At 51.8% G+C, this 15,403-nt stretch carries 12 protein-coding genes; 9 read left to right on the top strand and 3 right to left on the bottom strand.

Annotation, left to right across the window (positions count from 1 at the left end):
- Position 1 precedes the first annotated feature (1 nt).
- The 7 genes from ACGTIC_RS11160 (at position 2) to ACGTIC_RS11130 (ending at position 7,594) form a co-directional block, all read left to right on the top strand.
- A complete protein-coding gene (locus ACGTIC_RS11160) occupies positions 2–1,153 on the top strand; it encodes an exonuclease SbcCD subunit D (RefSeq protein WP_113855620.1) in 1,152 nt (383 codons plus the stop codon).
- Positions 1,150–4,197 (top strand): AAA family ATPase, encoded by a 3,048-nt coding sequence (locus ACGTIC_RS11155; protein ID WP_113855621.1) that lies wholly within the window; start codon positions 1,150–1,152, stop codon positions 4,195–4,197. Before ACGTIC_RS11160 ends, ACGTIC_RS11155 begins: the two co-directional genes overlap by 4 nt.
- A gap of 95 nt (positions 4,198–4,292) precedes the next feature.
- Positions 4,293–4,772 (top strand): YbaK/EbsC family protein, encoded by a 480-nt coding sequence (locus tag ACGTIC_RS11150; protein WP_113855622.1) that lies wholly within the window; start codon positions 4,293–4,295, stop codon positions 4,770–4,772.
- A 12-nt stretch (positions 4,773–4,784) separates the two neighbouring features.
- The gene (locus ACGTIC_RS11145; protein WP_075581324.1) at positions 4,785–5,147 is read left to right on the top strand and encodes a VOC family protein; all 363 of its coding nucleotides are present in this window, start codon (positions 4,785–4,787) and stop codon (positions 5,145–5,147) included.
- A gap of 89 nt (positions 5,148–5,236) precedes the next feature.
- The gene (locus tag ACGTIC_RS11140; RefSeq protein WP_113855623.1) at positions 5,237–5,917 is read left to right on the top strand and encodes an HAD family phosphatase; all 681 of its coding nucleotides are present in this window, start codon (positions 5,237–5,239) and stop codon (positions 5,915–5,917) included.
- Positions 5,918–7,138 carry a multidrug effflux MFS transporter gene (locus tag ACGTIC_RS11135; RefSeq protein WP_113855624.1) on the top strand — a complete coding sequence of 407 codons (1,221 nt, stop codon included), beginning with the start codon at positions 5,918–5,920 and terminating at the stop codon, positions 7,136–7,138. It begins immediately after the preceding gene.
- 27 nt (positions 7,139–7,165) lie between these two features.
- Positions 7,166–7,594 (top strand): YbjN domain-containing protein, encoded by a 429-nt coding sequence (locus tag ACGTIC_RS11130; protein ID WP_113855625.1) that lies wholly within the window; start codon positions 7,166–7,168, stop codon positions 7,592–7,594.
- 103 nt (positions 7,595–7,697) lie between these two features.
- On the opposite strand, the gene ACGTIC_RS11125 is transcribed toward ACGTIC_RS11130, so the two are convergent.
- From ACGTIC_RS11125 to ACGTIC_RS11115, 3 genes are all read right to left on the bottom strand, one after another.
- On the bottom strand, positions 7,698–9,011 hold the full coding sequence (locus ACGTIC_RS11125; protein WP_113855626.1) for an amidohydrolase: 1,314 nt from the start codon (positions 9,009–9,011) through the stop codon (positions 7,698–7,700).
- A 21-nt stretch (positions 9,012–9,032) separates the two neighbouring features.
- A complete protein-coding gene (locus ACGTIC_RS11120) occupies positions 9,033–10,373 on the bottom strand; it encodes a DUF3100 domain-containing protein (protein WP_083237041.1) in 1,341 nt (446 codons plus the stop codon).
- 139 nt (positions 10,374–10,512) lie between these two features.
- Positions 10,513–11,775 carry a M20 family metallopeptidase gene (locus ACGTIC_RS11115; RefSeq protein WP_075581320.1) on the bottom strand — a complete coding sequence of 421 codons (1,263 nt, stop codon included), beginning with the start codon at positions 11,773–11,775 and terminating at the stop codon, positions 10,513–10,515.
- Positions 11,776–12,001: 226 nt separating this feature from the next.
- On the opposite strand from ACGTIC_RS11115, the gene ACGTIC_RS11110 reads away from it, so the two are divergent.
- The gene (locus ACGTIC_RS11110) at positions 12,002–13,429 is read left to right on the top strand and encodes a CCA tRNA nucleotidyltransferase (protein WP_113855627.1); all 1,428 of its coding nucleotides are present in this window, start codon (positions 12,002–12,004) and stop codon (positions 13,427–13,429) included.
- A complete protein-coding gene (locus ACGTIC_RS11105; protein WP_113855628.1) occupies positions 13,426–15,402 on the top strand; it encodes a penicillin-binding protein in 1,977 nt (658 codons plus the stop codon). The genes ACGTIC_RS11110 and ACGTIC_RS11105 overlap by 4 nt, the downstream gene beginning before the upstream one ends.
- Position 15,403: the final 1 nt, after the last annotated feature.

Below are 15,403 nucleotides of genomic sequence, written 5' to 3'. Positions count from 1 at the left end.
CATGCGCATTTTACATACGGCGGACTGGCACCTGGGAAAGATGTTTTATGGCGATTATCTGACGGATGAACAGGAATACGTGCTAAAAGAACAATTTCTGCCACTGTTGAAAGACGAAGGCATAGAGGCCGTCGTCCTTTCCGGGGATGTCTATGACCGCAGCCTGCCGCCGGCTGCTGCTGTGGAATTGTTTGATGAAATTGCGACAAAGGTGACGGCGGAACTTCATATTCCTTTTCTGGTCATCAGCGGCAATCATGATAGTGCGTCCCGCCTTTCCTTTGGCAGTGCCCTTCTGGCCCGGCAGGGACTGTATATTGCTGGTGATCTGGACAAGCTGACGGGGCCGGTCATCCTCCGCGATGATGCGGGACCAGTTGCCTTTGTGCTGCTTCCCTATGCCGAACCGGCTGATGTCCGCCATTTTCTGAGTGATGAAACCATCCACGATCATCAAAAGGCATTGGAAGCACTCTGTGCATTTCAGTCCAGAGGATGTGATGACATGCGGGCTGTCTGCGTCAGTCATGTCTTTGCCTCTGGCGGGGTAAGCAGCGATTCCGAACGGCCTCTTTCTATCGGTGGTACCGATATGATCGACAGTGCAGTTTTTGACCGCTTCCAGTATACCGCACTGGGGCATCTTCACGGGCCGCAGCAGGTGGGACGGCCGGAGGTGCGGTATGCCGGGAGCCTGCTTAAGTATTCCTTTAGCGAAGCAACACAAAAAAAAGGGGCTGTCCTCGTCGACCTGGCTGATAATGGACAGGTCAGCAGCCGGTTTATTTCCTTTACGCCACGCCATGATGTGCGTATTCTGAAAGGTTCATTCCACGATATTATGGAACGAGAAGATGACCGGACCGGTGATTATGTATTGGCACGTATCGATGACACCGAACCGGTCCTCGATGGCATGGCCAGACTGCGCAAGAAATATCCTAATGCCATGGCACTGGAGGCCCCGCGGCGCCGTATTTCAGACCATGCCGGTGACCGGGATTTCAATATCCGCGGGACGACAGAAGAAGAACTCTTTTCCAGTTTTGCCGGTGCCATGAGGCCGGAACAGCCTTTGTCGGAAAAGGAAACAGACTGTCTGCATCAGCTTTGGGACGCATTGCGCAAAGAAGAAGGAGGAGGGATTTTATGAAGCCCGTTTATCTGGATATGACTGCCTTTGGCCCGTATGCAGGCCGGCAGGTCATCGACTTCCGCCTTCTGGGAGACCGGCAGTTGTTTCTCATTTACGGACCGACTGGCTCAGGGAAAACGACGATTCTTGATGCCATGTGTTATGCCCTGTACGGAGAACTGAGTGGCGGTACAGAAGGACGCAACGGAGCGCATATGCGCAGTGAATATGCGACACCAGAAGAAGTGACGCAGGTAGCGTTTACCTTTACGATTGGACAAAAATTATATCGCGTCGAACGGAGCCCGGACCAGGAAATCGCGAAAAAAAGAGGAACGGGTACGCGGCATGTATCTATGAAAGCTGCCCTTTACGAGCTGAATACACCGGATGGGGACATATTGGTGACCAGTAAGAATGTCTCCCAGAAAATTGAAAAACTCCTGGGATTTAAATCGGACCAGTTCCGTCAGGTCGTCCTCCTGCCCCAGGGGGATTTCCGGAAATTGCTCCTGGCCAATTCATCAGACCGGCAGCGCATCATGCAGGTGCTGTTCCATACCCAGCGCTATGACCGGCTGCAGGCACTGGCCAAAACCATGCATGATGATGTCAGCCATGCCTATGAAGACCTGAAGAAAAAGATTGAGCAATATTTGTCACTGACGGGAGCCGCTGATGAAGCAATACTGATGCAGACCATTGCAGATAAAACAGCGCAGGCAGGGGAAGCAAAGGAAAAATCTGGCCGGGCTGTCCGCCAGCGCGATGATTTCCAGAAGGAAGTCCAGCAGGCCGAGGCTGTTGCCAGCCACTGGAAAGCATGGGAAGATGCCAAGGTACGGCTGCAGCAGCTTGAAACGCAAAAAGAGACTATGGCCGCGGAAGAAAAGAAGCTGGATTTATTGGAAAAAGCCCGCCTGCTCAGTGAACCCTGCCGTACTCTCGATGATATCCAGAAGCAGGGCGTAGAGGCTTCGAAAGAATGGGAAACGCTTCAGACAAAGGCGACGGCTGCTGATACAGAACTGAAACGGCTCAATGGGCAGGAAGAGGATATGAAGGCCGGTCATGATCAATGTGAAACAGATAAAGCGGAAGCCATCCGCCTGGAAAATCTCGTGACAGAAGCCGATTCGTATGCCGCATTGAAAGAAGAACAGCATAAAGCGTCCCTGCAGGCAGCGGCTTGTGAAAAGGCATGGCATACAGCCGACCAGACACGGGAAATGGCTCAGAAAAAATTGGATATGGTCCGCAAGACACGGGATGCCCTGTCGGGCCGGGAAGGCGAGTATGAAAAGGTAAGGGCAAGGACTAAACAGTGGAAGCTCCGTGCCAATCAGGAAAAACAGATAGAGAATCTGAAGAACAACTGGCAGGATACGGCAAAGAAACAAGAAGCAGCTGCCAGCCACCTGAAAAACGTATTGCAGAAGGCCGTTCAGGACAAAACGGATTTTGACGCCGTGAGTGCCATGTTCCTTCAGGGGCAGGCCTTTGTCCTGGCGGAAAATCTGCACGATGGAGATGTCTGCCCCGTATGCGGGGCCGTATCCCACCCCAAACTGGCAGTCAAACCAGCTGATTTCCCGGAAAAGGCCGATGTCGAACGCTGCCGGAAACGGGCGGAAGCAAGCGAACAGCAGCGCCAGCAGGCGGAACAGGACGAACAGGTCCTGTCTGCGCAGGCGCAGGAACAGCAGCGCCAGTATGAATTGCTGCGGCAGCAGTATCCCGAAGACGGGACGAGTGCCGACTGGTCCCGCCGGGCAGAACAGTCGGCTGCAGAAGAAGCTGTTCTTCTGAAAGAAATCGAACAGGCACGGCAGCTTGCACAACAGCTGGAAGAGAAAGAAAAAACGGTGACGCAGCAGACGGCAGTGACAGAACAGGCCCGCAAGGATTATGAGGAAGCACGGCTGTACCGGACGAAGGCGGAAGAAGCCCTGGCCAGAGCAGAACGGACACTTCCTGAAGAATATCGCAATCCTACTGTGTTGAAAGGGAAAATACAGACTCTCCGTCAGCAGCTCGCTGCCTTTGAAAAGAAAGAAAAAGACTGGAATGCGGCCAGACAAAAGCAGGAACAGGAAAAGGCCCACTGGAGCGGACAGGCCCGGATGAAAGAAGCCCAACGGGATGAGCTGCGCCAGAAATATAAGAAAGCGCTGGAAGAATTAAAGGCACAGGCTGGTCAGTGCGGATTCCGTGATATGAATGAATGCCGGGCTCTGCAGAAAGAGTTGCAGCAGATTGAACCGTTAAAAGAAAAACTGACTTCCTATGGAGCATCTCTCCAGCAGACACGGGGACAGGTCCTGCAGGAAGAAAAGATGATTCAGGGCAAGACAAAACCGGATATGGAAACATACCGCAAGAAGCTGGATGCTTTGAATCAGGCCTGCCAGGACTTGTCCCGGCAGCAGGCCGCACTGGCTGCAGAACTCCGCCAGCTTACGAACTGTGCCAGTCAGATTGATGCCTGGCACAAGAAACAGACTGAGTTGAGTGAACACTATAAGACAGTGGGAGCTCTCTATGATCTTATCAGCGGCAGGACGACGGGAATTAATTTTGAACGGTACGTCTTAGGAGCGCTCCTCGATGAAGTGCTCCAGGCGGCGAATCAGCGGCTGCAGAAAATGAGCCGCAACCGCTATGAACTGCAGCGTTCCCACTCTTGGGATGACCGCCGGGTGCGTCAGATCGGCCTCGATATTGAAGTCTTCGATGCCTATACGGGATATGCCCGTCCGGCCAATACGCTGTCCGGCGGAGAAACCTTTCTGGCCTCCCTGTCTCTGGCACTGGGGCTGGCCGACGTAGTGCAGGCTTATTCCGGGGGCATTCACCTGGATACCATCTTCATCGACGAAGGATTCGGGACGCTGGACCCGGAAACGCTTGATTTTGCCCTGAAAGCGCTATTGGAACTGCGTCAGGGCGGACGCCTGGTAGGGATTATCTCCCACGTAGGTGAACTGCGGGAACGCATTGATACCCGCCTGGCTGTCAAAAAGACCGATTGCGGCAGTGTTGCCTCCTTTGAACTCCTCTAGACTATCTTGAATGGCAGACTCTTTTGGTATATAATTCTTTATATCCGCAAAAGAGGTAGTATTTAGCCGTTATTGGGGGATGGGGGATTTATACAATGTCATTAGAAAAAGTAAAGGCTTATTTTGCACAATATGGTATGGAAGACCGGGTGCAGGTATTACATGAATCAAGTGCTACTGTCGATCTGGCCGCAGCAGCCCTGCACACGGAAGGGAAACGTATTGCCAAATCCATGTCGTTTTATGGCGACGATGATTCGGCGTTTCTCGTTATTTTTGCCGGCGATGCCCGGGTAGACAACCGCAAATTCAAAGACACATTTCACCGCAAGGCGTCTATGGTCAAACACGATGACGTAGAACGTCTCATCGGCCATCCCGTCGGCGGTGTGTGTCCCTTTGCCGTCAATCCCGGTGTAGATGTATATCTGGATGAATCATTGAAACGGTTCCAGACGGTATTTCCCGCCTGTGGTACCGGAAATAGTGCCATCGAACTGACACTGCCGGAATTAGAAACCTACTCTCATGCCAAAGGCTGGGTCAATGTAGGTAAAGGCTGGGAAGAAGCGTAAGGAGGGAATATCATGACATTTAAATTTGCTCATACTAATTTCAATGTTCTCGATTTGGACAGAAGCCTGAAATTTTATAAAGAAGCCCTGGGACTGGTAGAACAACGGCGCATCGAAAATCCTAACTTCACCATTGTCTATGTCGGCAATGATGCCAGTGATTTCCAGTTGGAACTGACCTGGCTCAAAGACCGGAAAGAACCGTATAATCTGGGTGAAAATGAATTCCATACGGCGTTCCGGGTACAGGATTTTGATGCGGCTCATAAGAAACATGAAGACATGGGCTGTATCGTCTTTGAAAATAAGGCCATGGGGATTTACTTCATTGCCGATCCGGACGGATACTGGCTGGAAGTCATCCCTGTACGCTAAAAACGTAACAGGATAATCGAATGCGACAGCGAGAAAGACAACCTCTGGCAGCAGCCAGAGGTTGTTAGCGTTTATGAAAGGGGAATAAGATGTATAGACCGGAGCTTTTTATTTTTGATATGGATGGTCTTATGTTCGATACGGAGCGGATTTCCGTACCGTGCTGGCGGGCCATTGGCCGTAAATATGGTATAGATATGGAGGATTCATTTTTTGATACCATATTTGGCATGAATAATGCGAAAATAAAAGAAATATTTTTGCAGACCTATGGGGCGGACTTTCCCTATGATGCATTCCACGATGAGAAGAAGGCCATGCAGCTGGCAATCTATCATGAAAAGGGTGCCCCGGCAGAACCGGGCCTGCAGGAATGCCTGGATTACGCGCGACAGGAAGGTATCCGCTGCGCAGTCGCTTCTTCCTCTGCAGAAGAAACGGTACGGCTGCTGCTTCATAAAGCCGGATTGGAGTCCTATTTCTGCCATATCCAGAGCGGTGATGCCATGGCTCACAGTAAACCCGCCCCGGATATTTTCCTGGCAGTCTGCCGGGCTCTGGGCATACGACCGGAGCGGGCTCTTGTCCTTGAAGACTCGGGAAATGGCCTGAAAGCCGCGGCGGCAGCTCATATCCCGTCTATCTGGGTACCCGATCTGGTCCGTGTGGAACCCGCTGTGGCTGCAACGGCCTGGCATACCTGCCAGACACTGGCAGACGTGCCGCCGCTGATTCAGAATCTGCCTGTGTGGAAAGAGAGTGCGAACTAAATGAGTGAACAACGTCAACATCTGATGATAGGGCTGACCGTATTTCTGGGGATGCTGGCAGCCATTGCCCCACTTTCAACAGATATGTACTTGCCGGGACTTCCGGCCATGATGGCCGATTTCGGTGTCGTACCATCTATGATACAGCTGACGCTGACGGCGTCCATGGCCGGCATGGCTGCCGGTCAGATCATAGCCGGTCCTGTCAGCGACGATGCAGGGCGGCGGAAGCCGCTGTTTCTGGGCATGGCCGTCTTTTCCCTTTCGTCCGTCGCCTGTATTTTCTCTCCGACAATCTGGCTGCTCTTAGTGTCCCGGTTTATCCAGGGGTTTGCCGGCGGTGCCGGCATCGTCATTGCCCGGGCCATTGCCCGTGATGTCTGCCGTGGAACGGCTCTGACCCGGCTCTTTTCCATGCTCATGCTGGTCAATGGCATCGCCCCTATCCTGGCTCCGGTCATAGGCGGACAGATTTTACGGTTTTCCAGCTGGCGCGGCATATTCTGGCTGCTCGTCATCATTGGCCTGGCGCTGGCAGTCTGTGCTCTCTTCATGCCGGAAACGCTTCCCATCCGTAAGCGGATCCATGGCGGACCGCTGGCAGGCGTCCGGAGCTTCGGCAAGTTATTCCGCGATACGTATTTTATGGGACACTGTGTCATGCAGTGTTTTGCCTTCGCGGCGTTTTTCGGATATATATCGGCTTCTTCTTTCGTTTTCCAGAATATCTATGATGTGACGCCTCAGACATTCAGTCTGATTTTCGGCATCAACGGCATCGGTCTCATGATCAGCGGCGGCCTGACAGGACGGCTGGCCGGTCGCATTCCCGACTGGAAGATGCTGCGCTTTGTCCTATTGGTGGCGGTGGTAGGCAGTATGGCCCTGCTGACAGGATTCTTCCTGCACTGGTCTGTCTATGCTATTCTGGTCATTCTTTTCTTCACGGTGGCGACACTGGCCTCCTTATCGACTAGCAGCTTTTCTATGGCTATGCAGGCACAGGGAAAAAATGCCGGCAGCGCTGCGGCACTCATCGGCTTTTTCTCCATGATTTCCGGGGCAGTCATGGCTCCTGTCGTAGGAATCGCCGGCAGCTATACGGCAATCCCCATGGGCATTGTCATGGCTATAGGAGAAATAGGGGCTCTCGTATCGTTTTATCTCTTTATTTATCCAAGCCATAAGAATAGAAGAGATACAAAAGATGTGATACAATAAATGTATCAAGTTGTTTGAGGTGATAACATGAATACAAAAGCAGAAAAATTTAAAGCCTATATCGACAAGGTGGATCCCAAAGCCTTTACCGTGAACGAAATGAAAGACGACGAACGCCATTCCGTTGCTTTCCAATCGGGTATTGAAGTCAAAGGCCAACGGCTGCCGTTCCTGGTACTTATTGACGACAGTATCTATGTCATGCTGCGCATTTTCGTCGCAACCGGAGTCGTCAATGATGGGAATAAGGCTGCCATTTATGATTTCATCAATCAGGGTAACAAAGAATACAAAGTATTCAAATTCTACATATCGGATAACGGCGATATCGTGCTCGATATCTGTCTGCCTGCTACCGATGATGCCTTTAATCCGCAGCTCGTCGATGCCATGATTCGTCAGGTCGCCTATCCCTATCTGAATGATAACCTGACCAGTATTCTGGAAAAAGTATAACAGTGAAATAGAAAAAGGAATGCCCCATGATAACCTACGTTTTCATGGGGCATTCCCTTTTTAACATCAAACGTCAAACATCAAACATCAAACATCTTTTATCTCAGCTGCGGAGTGAATCCATATATGCCAGATATTGTTCTTTTGTCATGCGTGGCTTATAGTCTTTCAGGATGTCTTCCAGGCCAGCAGCGTTGTCATAGAGAAGGTCGATGACGGTCATTGCCATTACTTTGGTCGTCTTGATATACGCGGCCTGTTTCTGGAACAGTTCAAATTCGGCACTGTGAAGGGCTCCGTGGACACAGCCTACATGAGGGTGGATACAGGGCATGAGGTTGCAGATATCGCCGACATCGGTACTGCCGGCATTGAACGGCGGGTTCGTATCGACGTGGTCCTTGCCGAAAATAGCGTCGGCGTTGGCTTCGCAGATTTTGCCCAGAGCTTTATCCTGTTCCATGGGAAGGTAACCCGGCATATCCTTGATTTCACAGGTAGCACCGATGGCGTCGGCACCGGCACGAAGGGCGCGGTTGATGCGGTCGTTGTAGAATTTCATGGCGTCGGCCGATGCGGCGCGGACGTAGCTTTCCATGCGTACCAGATCGGGCACGACGTTGACCAGATCGCCGCCGGAGGTGATAATCGGATGGAAGCGGACGTGGTCTTTTTCCTGGAATGTTTCTCTCAGGGCATTGACGCCCATGATGCCCAGCATGCAGGCATTGAGTGCATTGATACCCAGATGAGGCTGTCCGGCTGCGTGCGCTGCCTTGCCGTGGTATTCAATGAGTTTGGTGATGAAACCGCTCATGCCGCCGTTGAGGATGATATTGCCTTCCGGGTCATCCGTCGAGTAGGCATGCATTTCCATGGCGGCATCTATATCATCGAATCCGCCCTGAAGAATGATTTCCTGCTTGCCGCCGAAGAAATGGATTTTCCCTTCATCCATGAGCTTCTTGCGGTATTCGATTTCAATACATTCTTCACTCGGCACGGCAAAGAAGACGACATCGCCACCGAGATAATCCATGGCTCCGGCATCTTTCAGCGCCATGGCGACGCCGAGCATATCGGAAATCTGGATGAAATGACCGCAGCAGTGAGCCGCGCCGGTTACTGGATCGGCTGACGGATGGCGGCGGCAGACGATAGAATCGAGTTCCCCCATGACGGCGACAGTACGCTTGGAGTTTTTGCCCTTCAGCCGGCCTTTGACACCGGTGATGGCCCAGCCTGTCGTATAAGGAATACCCAGTTTATCCATGGCTTCCTGGACTTTGGCTGATGTCTTTGTTTCTTTGTAACCCAGTTCAGGTTCATCGAATACAGACGTTCCGAACGACATGATATCTTCGGCGCGTTTATCAATGGCATCGCAGACTTTCTGTTTTAATTCTTCTTTGGTCATAGTAAAGCCTCCTTTTTAAACCTAAATGACACCTTCAAGATGGAGCATGATTTCTGCCATAATCGTCGCGCAGATAAATGTGCCCGACGATACCATCAGGGCAACGGGGACGATGCGCCAGGACAGTCTCTTGAATGCGGGGATATCTTTACCGAGGGACAGACCGCCATACGCCAGGATAGGCGTGCAGGCTGCCAGGAAGTTGACATTCTTGGTGATGGTCGTAATCCATTCGGCACCGGGGATGCCCGGAATAGAAATGACGACGGCGACAATGGAGACCCAGAATACATTGGGCAGCTTGTTCAGTACCGGGACGTGGGCGATGAGGATGCCGACAAAGCAGATGGCAATGATGATCAGGATACCGAGCCAGTCGTCGAGAGGATTGACTTTGAAACCGACGAAGTTAGCTACGAGGGTGAGGACGCCGGTGATGAAGAGGATGAGCAGGTCATCGCCCAGGGTAGATCCTTTTTTTGCTTCCTGTTCTTCCGTTTCTTCTTTTTTGATGTCTGCTGCGACGGCTTCTTCATTCTGTGCCATCGTTTCTTTTGTCTTGGCATCGGCCTGTTCTTCTTCGGTTACTTCATCTTTCCGTTTCCGGCCTGTAACGAGTTCATATACCTTGATGGTGACTGGCAGGGAAATGAACAGAGAGAAATAAATCCCGATGACCGATGTCATGAGGTTGGCAGCCCCGGCAAAGGCAGTGATTTTCTGTACTTCATCGGGAAATACGGCGACGATGGAACCAACAGAGGCGGCCATCATGCTGGCTGAACCGATGCCGCCGCCCATGGCAAGTGCATAGGGATGGAAGATTCCCGTGCGGGATACGATGCCGGCGAGAATGGAAATCCAGAGAGCCCCAAAGAGAGTTCCGCAGATGTACATACCCATGACGCCACGGCCTTCAGGGGAGAAGATGCCGAATTTTTCGGCGATGATAGCCACATTGGCTTCCCGGTCGATGGAGTAGCAGGCACCGATGGCTTCCCGGCCCATTTTCAATAAAATAGCCGTAGGAAGGCCGAAAATCAATGTGCCGAAGAAATGGCCGAATTCCTGCATGATCAGGGCCAGACCGGAATTCAGGAGCAGATGAAGGTTCGGGCCGATGCCCAGACCGATTTTGGCAATCAGGAAGAGCATGGTGATGCCCATGAGATTGCCTGCACGGGTCATCTGTTTTTCATTCAGGATGTGGAAGGATGGATAGGAAATGATACCGCCCAGTACCAGTGCATAGAGCATTGGCAGGAAGATGACGAGTCCATGTTTCTGGATGCCGATAAATTCTGCCACGATGACGAGCAGCAAGGCAAACACATGGATTTTCCAGTTTTTAATAAGGTCCAATTTAGTGCCTCCTAAAACATAAGATAAAAACATGAAAACATATATATAAATAATAACGGCTGCCTTGTCGCAACCGCCATTATTCTACAATATAATGTACCAGAATGCAATTGTATTTTTACGATAGACAGCATGCATGTCATACATTCCGCGCGGCCAGTGTATCTAACGGTTCATTCGTGCGGATGAATGATGTTTGTGGGTTTTCTTTTAAAAATGCCAGTGCATAGGATATACAGGCCGTTGTGCCGTAGACGAGAGCGTCTTCATCGAGGTCGAATTCCGGTGTATGATGATTGCCACCAGTACCTTTTGACGGGTTAGCAATGCCTGTAAAGGTGAGAACTCCCGGATAGAGCCGGGTGAGGATAGCGAATGTTTCCGATGCCATCCACGGTTCGCACTTTGTCAGTATATCATTTCCCAGGGAGGCCGTTATGGCTTTTTCTGCCAGGGCCGCGCAGGTTTTGTCGTTGTGGACCTCATATAATGGTTTGGGTACGGGACCGCTGGTCCAGCTGCAATGGTAGCTGGCACAGGTGTGGTCCAGGAGATGATAAAATTCATCATAAAAGGGTTTGCCAGCTTTATCGTAATCAAAATAACGGCAGGTACCGCCAAAGGTCAGCTCCTGGGGGACGACATTCTGCAATTCACCGCTGTGGAGGCTGCCGATAGAGACGGCCAGGCACTGGCGTGGCGGGACAGCGCGCAGGCGCAGTCCCTGTAATTCCTGATTAAAGGCGGAAAAGCAGTCGATGGGACTGTGGCACAGGTCCGGACGGGATCCGTGACCTCCCTGTCCGTGAATGGTAATATCGAAACGGAACCCTCCCGCCATGGGGGCATCGGGACAGATGGCGATTTTACCCGTCGGGATATCCCAACGCAGATGAGTGGCGTAGCATCCATCGATGTGATAGCCGCTCTTTGTTTCCAGCCAGGGAACGATGTATTCCATAGCGTGTGAGTCTTCTTCTCCTTGTTCGAACAAGCAAATGATGGTGCCGGACCAGGTATCTTTACATTCATGCAATATCTTTGCCGCTACCAGAAGCATGGCGATGTGACCATCATGACCGCAGGCATGCATGACACCGGGAATCTGGGAGATACATGTCCTTTTTTGAGAAAGATTCATTGCTCCTTCCTGTACGGGCAGGGCATCAATATCGGCGCGGAGCAGCAAGGTGGGGCCCGGCTGTCCGCTTTCCAGGATGGCGGCGATTCCCCCTTTTTCAATGGACTGGGAGGGAATATGCCAGCCGCTCAGTTTTTCTTTTATATATGCCAGAGTCTTCGTTTCCTGCCAGGAAAGTTCCGGGTATTCATGACAGTGGCGACGGATTTCGACGAGCAGGGGGAATTGCGTTTCTACTAATTTTTTTATATCCAGAGACATGGAATAACCTCCTTATAGTATAATTTTTCTACATTATAGCATATTTAAACAGTAATACAAGACGGAACATGAGATTTCCTTATAATGGACCTGCAATGCGGTCTGGGATAACCTTGTAATTTTCAGGCATATCATAGTATAATTAAGTATTCTGATAATATATTACAGAATTATAAGCCGGGAAATGAACTGGAATCCTTCTGTTGTAGGAAATGGGGTGTAGCTGTTGAATCCAATTGTACGGCGCGTTCTGCGTGCTTTTCGTGATGCCGGTTTTGAAGCGTATATCGTAGGCGGGGCTGTGCGGGACCTGTTGATGAAGCGGCAGCCTCATGACTATGATGTGACGACATCGGCGAGGCCGGAGGAAATCCGTGCCATAGCAGAAAAAGAACACTGGCACACCGTAGAAATCAACGGAGAAGCCTTTGGCATCGTCGTCCTGGTCGTCGATGGACTGACTATCGAGACGGCTACATTCCGGGGAGAACGGTATGGAACGGACAGTCACCGGCCAGAAACAGTCTGGTACGCTTCCACGCTTCGTGAAGATGTGATGCGCCGCGATTTTACCATCAATGCCCTGGCTATGGATGACGAAGACCATATTTATGATTATACAGGTGGTCAGAAAGATATCCGTAAGAAACGTCTGGTTACCGTAGGCGACCCGCGGCGCCGGTTCAGTGAAGATGCCCTGCGCCTGTTCCGGGCCTGCCGGTTTACGGGACAGCTTGATTTCCTGCCGGTAAAAGAGCTGCTGCGTGCTATGCCGGCGGCATACGACCGTGTACGGGGATTGTCGCTGGAACGGGTCGTGTCTGAAATTGACCGGCTCATGGTAACGCCGGCTGCTTATAAAGGTCTTGATGTCCTCGTCCGCAGCGGCCTCGGTCAGTGCAGCTGCCGGCAGAAAGAAAATGGCATCTACCATGAAATCCCCATTCTGCCGGAACTGGCCCATCTGCCGGATACACCACAGTCGCTGCCGTTTCATGCGTTTGATGCCTGGTTCCATACCCTGGCCGTCGTCGCCCATACGCCGGCTGATCCGGTTATCCGCTATGCTGCGCTGTTTCATGATGTGGCGAAGGGACTGCCGGGAATCCGTGGCGTACACAAAGGCCGTCTGACCGATTATGGGCACGATGACAAAGGCGCCGAAATGGCTGCGGATATCCTGACCCGGTGGCATAAGAACCCGGCCTTTGTCCGGCGTATAGCCTGGCTGGTCCGGACGCATATGAAATTCCATTATTTTGCCAATACGGGCGAAGGGGATATCAATAAATGGCTGCGCCGGGAGGCATTATATGGCCCGTTCCGGCGCAGTGAAGAAATGGCAAAAGCCATCCGCCAGGCGACGGCTCTGGCTGTCGGTGATATCTGGGGATGCGGCCATGAACATACCGATACGAGCGGTACCGAATCATTTGGTGCCTTTATGGAAGAACTGGCGCGGGAAATGCCCGTCAGTACGAAAGACCTGCATTACGACCGCCGCCTGCCTGGTGCATGTGGCCGCCGTACGGGGGACTGCCTGCGCAATCTCCTGAAACGCGTCCAGAATAAACAGCTGGAAAATGACCCGGCTGCGCTGCTCGATGCGGCAGAAAAATGGCTGAAACGCCATGAAGAGGCTGAAACTCAATGAATACAGAGGATAAAAAAAGACAACAATTCATGAAACGGCGTATTGCTGCATGCATCGTCGTTATGTTTACTGTATGTGCCGTCGTTTTTGGCCGGTTGTTCTGGCTGCAGGTCGTGAAGGGACCCAGCCTGTCCCGCCGGGCCGACGCCCAGACGGAAGAAAGCCGGAAAATTCAATCTCCGCGCGGTACGATTCTGGACCGGGATGGCCGGGTATTGGCTATCAGTGAAATGGCAAAGTCGCTGTATGCCGATCCTACTATGATCAACCGAAGTCCCAGTGAAATGGCCCATATTCTCGCCCCATATCTGAAAATAAAGGAAAGCGAGATACAGGAGCGGCTCCAGCGGGATACGGCCTTTGTCTGGCTGGAACGGACGATGGATCATGACCACTATGAAGCACTGCAGCAGGTGATAAAAGATGAAAAGCTGCAGGGGCTGCGGTTTAATGATGAAAACCACCGGTACTATCCCAATGGCAAAATGGCGGCCCAACTCATCGGATTTGTAGGAGAAAACGACCAGGGGCTGGATGGCATTGAAATGGTACTGGACAAAGAAATAAAAGGGGATGTGCAGAAGTTCCATATTACGACAGACCGTAATAACGTTCCTATTCTCGAATCGGCGCTGGAAAAGATACTGCCAGACCAGGAACGGTCGGTCCAGCTGACCATAGACAGCACGATTCAATATGTCGTGGAAAAAGGGCTGGACGGCATCATGCAGCGCAATCATCCGTCAGGGGCCGCCATCATCGTCATGAATCCCAAGACAGGGGAAATCCTGGCGATGGGAAGCCGTCCGAATTTCGATCCCAACGAATACGGTAAGGGTAATGCGGAAGCGTATAAGAACCGGGCCGTGGTCAATTTGTATGAACCGGGCTCGACCTTTAAGCCGATTATGGCAGCTTCTGCCCTCGATTCGGGGAAATGGGATGTCAACCGCGTATACCATGACGTAGGATATATCGACGTCGATGACCGGACCATCCACAACTGGGATGATGCCGGCATGGGCAATGTCACCATTAAGGAAATATTGAAATTTTCCATTAATACCGGCATGGCATATATTGGCATGCAGATGGGCGGCCGCATAGAAACGGAATATGCCCGGCGTTTTGGCTTCGGCCAGCCGACGGGAATCGAACTGCCCGGCGAAGGGGCCGGCATCCTGTTTGATGCTTCTTCTATGAGCCGTGTCGATGAAGCGATTATGGGCATCGGCCAGGGCAATGCCGTGACGCCGCTCCAGATGGTCCAGGCTTTCGGGGCTATTGCCAATGGCGGCCATATGATGAAGCCCTATGTAATCAAAGAAATCGATAATCCCGATGGTTCCATTTATAAAAAGGCCGAACCGACAGAAGTCGGTCAGCCTGTCTCGGCCGACGTAAGCAAGACCATCAGTAAAATCATGGCAGAAGAAATTTCTTCCGGCGGCGGACAGAATGCCCACATTGCCGGGTATGATTTCTGCGGTAAGACTGGGACGGCTCAGAGGCTCAACGCCGAGGGAACCGGCTATGCGGAAGGACAGTATATTGGTTCCTTTGTCGGCTTTGGGCCGTTGGAAGATCCGCAGTTTGTCGTCCTCATCGTCGTCGATAATCCATCAGGCGTCTATTATGGCGCCCAGGTAGCGGCACCTGTATTCAAAGAGATTATGGAAGAAATTGTACGATTTAAGGGAATTCGTCCATCTCATGGGCAGGAAAATCTGCTGCCACGTCGAAAACAGGAAGAGAAGGGGCAGCGGCGCCATATGCCGGAAATTCACCGCAGTGACGACGGCATCCTCATGCCATCTTTCATTGGCTGGGATAACCGGGAAGTCAATGACTGGCTGGACAAAGCCGGGCTTGGCTTTGTGCCGAACGGAGCCGGACGCGCCGTATATCAGAGTCCGAAAGCAGGTACATATGTCAGGGATGGCGATGATGTCCACGTGACATTCCTGCGTTAAA

The organism is Megasphaera hexanoica (assembly GCF_043520715.1).
Taxonomy (GTDB): domain Bacteria; phylum Bacillota; class Negativicutes; order Veillonellales; family Megasphaeraceae; genus Megasphaera; species Megasphaera hexanoica.
The sequence above is the reverse complement of the archived record's forward strand: the minus strand, read 5'-3'. Positions and strand labels throughout refer to the sequence as shown.

Excerpts from the sequence above, each read along its gene's own strand:
- ACGTIC_RS11105 (WP_113855628.1), top strand. The coding sequence starts at position 13,426 with ATGAATACAGAGGATAAAAAAAGACAACAATTCATGAAACGGCGTATT.
- ACGTIC_RS11155 (WP_113855621.1), top strand. The coding sequence starts at position 1,150 with ATGAAGCCCGTTTATCTGGATATGACTGCCTTTGGCCCGTATGCAGGC.
- ACGTIC_RS11145 (WP_075581324.1), top strand. The coding sequence starts at position 4,785 with ATGACATTTAAATTTGCTCATACTAATTTCAATGTTCTCGATTTGGAC.
- ACGTIC_RS11140 (WP_113855623.1), top strand. The coding sequence starts at position 5,237 with ATGTATAGACCGGAGCTTTTTATTTTTGATATGGATGGTCTTATGTTC.
- ACGTIC_RS11150 (WP_113855622.1), top strand. The coding sequence starts at position 4,293 with ATGTCATTAGAAAAAGTAAAGGCTTATTTTGCACAATATGGTATGGAA.
- ACGTIC_RS11130 (WP_113855625.1), top strand. The coding sequence starts at position 7,166 with ATGAATACAAAAGCAGAAAAATTTAAAGCCTATATCGACAAGGTGGAT.
- ACGTIC_RS11160 (WP_113855620.1), top strand. The coding sequence starts at position 2 with ATGCGCATTTTACATACGGCGGACTGGCACCTGGGAAAGATGTTTTAT.
- ACGTIC_RS11115 (WP_075581320.1), bottom strand. The coding sequence starts at position 11,775 with ATGTCTCTGGATATAAAAAAATTAGTAGAAACGCAATTCCCCCTGCTC.
- ACGTIC_RS11135 (WP_113855624.1), top strand. The coding sequence starts at position 5,918 with ATGAGTGAACAACGTCAACATCTGATGATAGGGCTGACCGTATTTCTG.
- ACGTIC_RS11125 (WP_113855626.1), bottom strand. The coding sequence starts at position 9,011 with ATGACCAAAGAAGAATTAAAACAGAAAGTCTGCGATGCCATTGATAAA.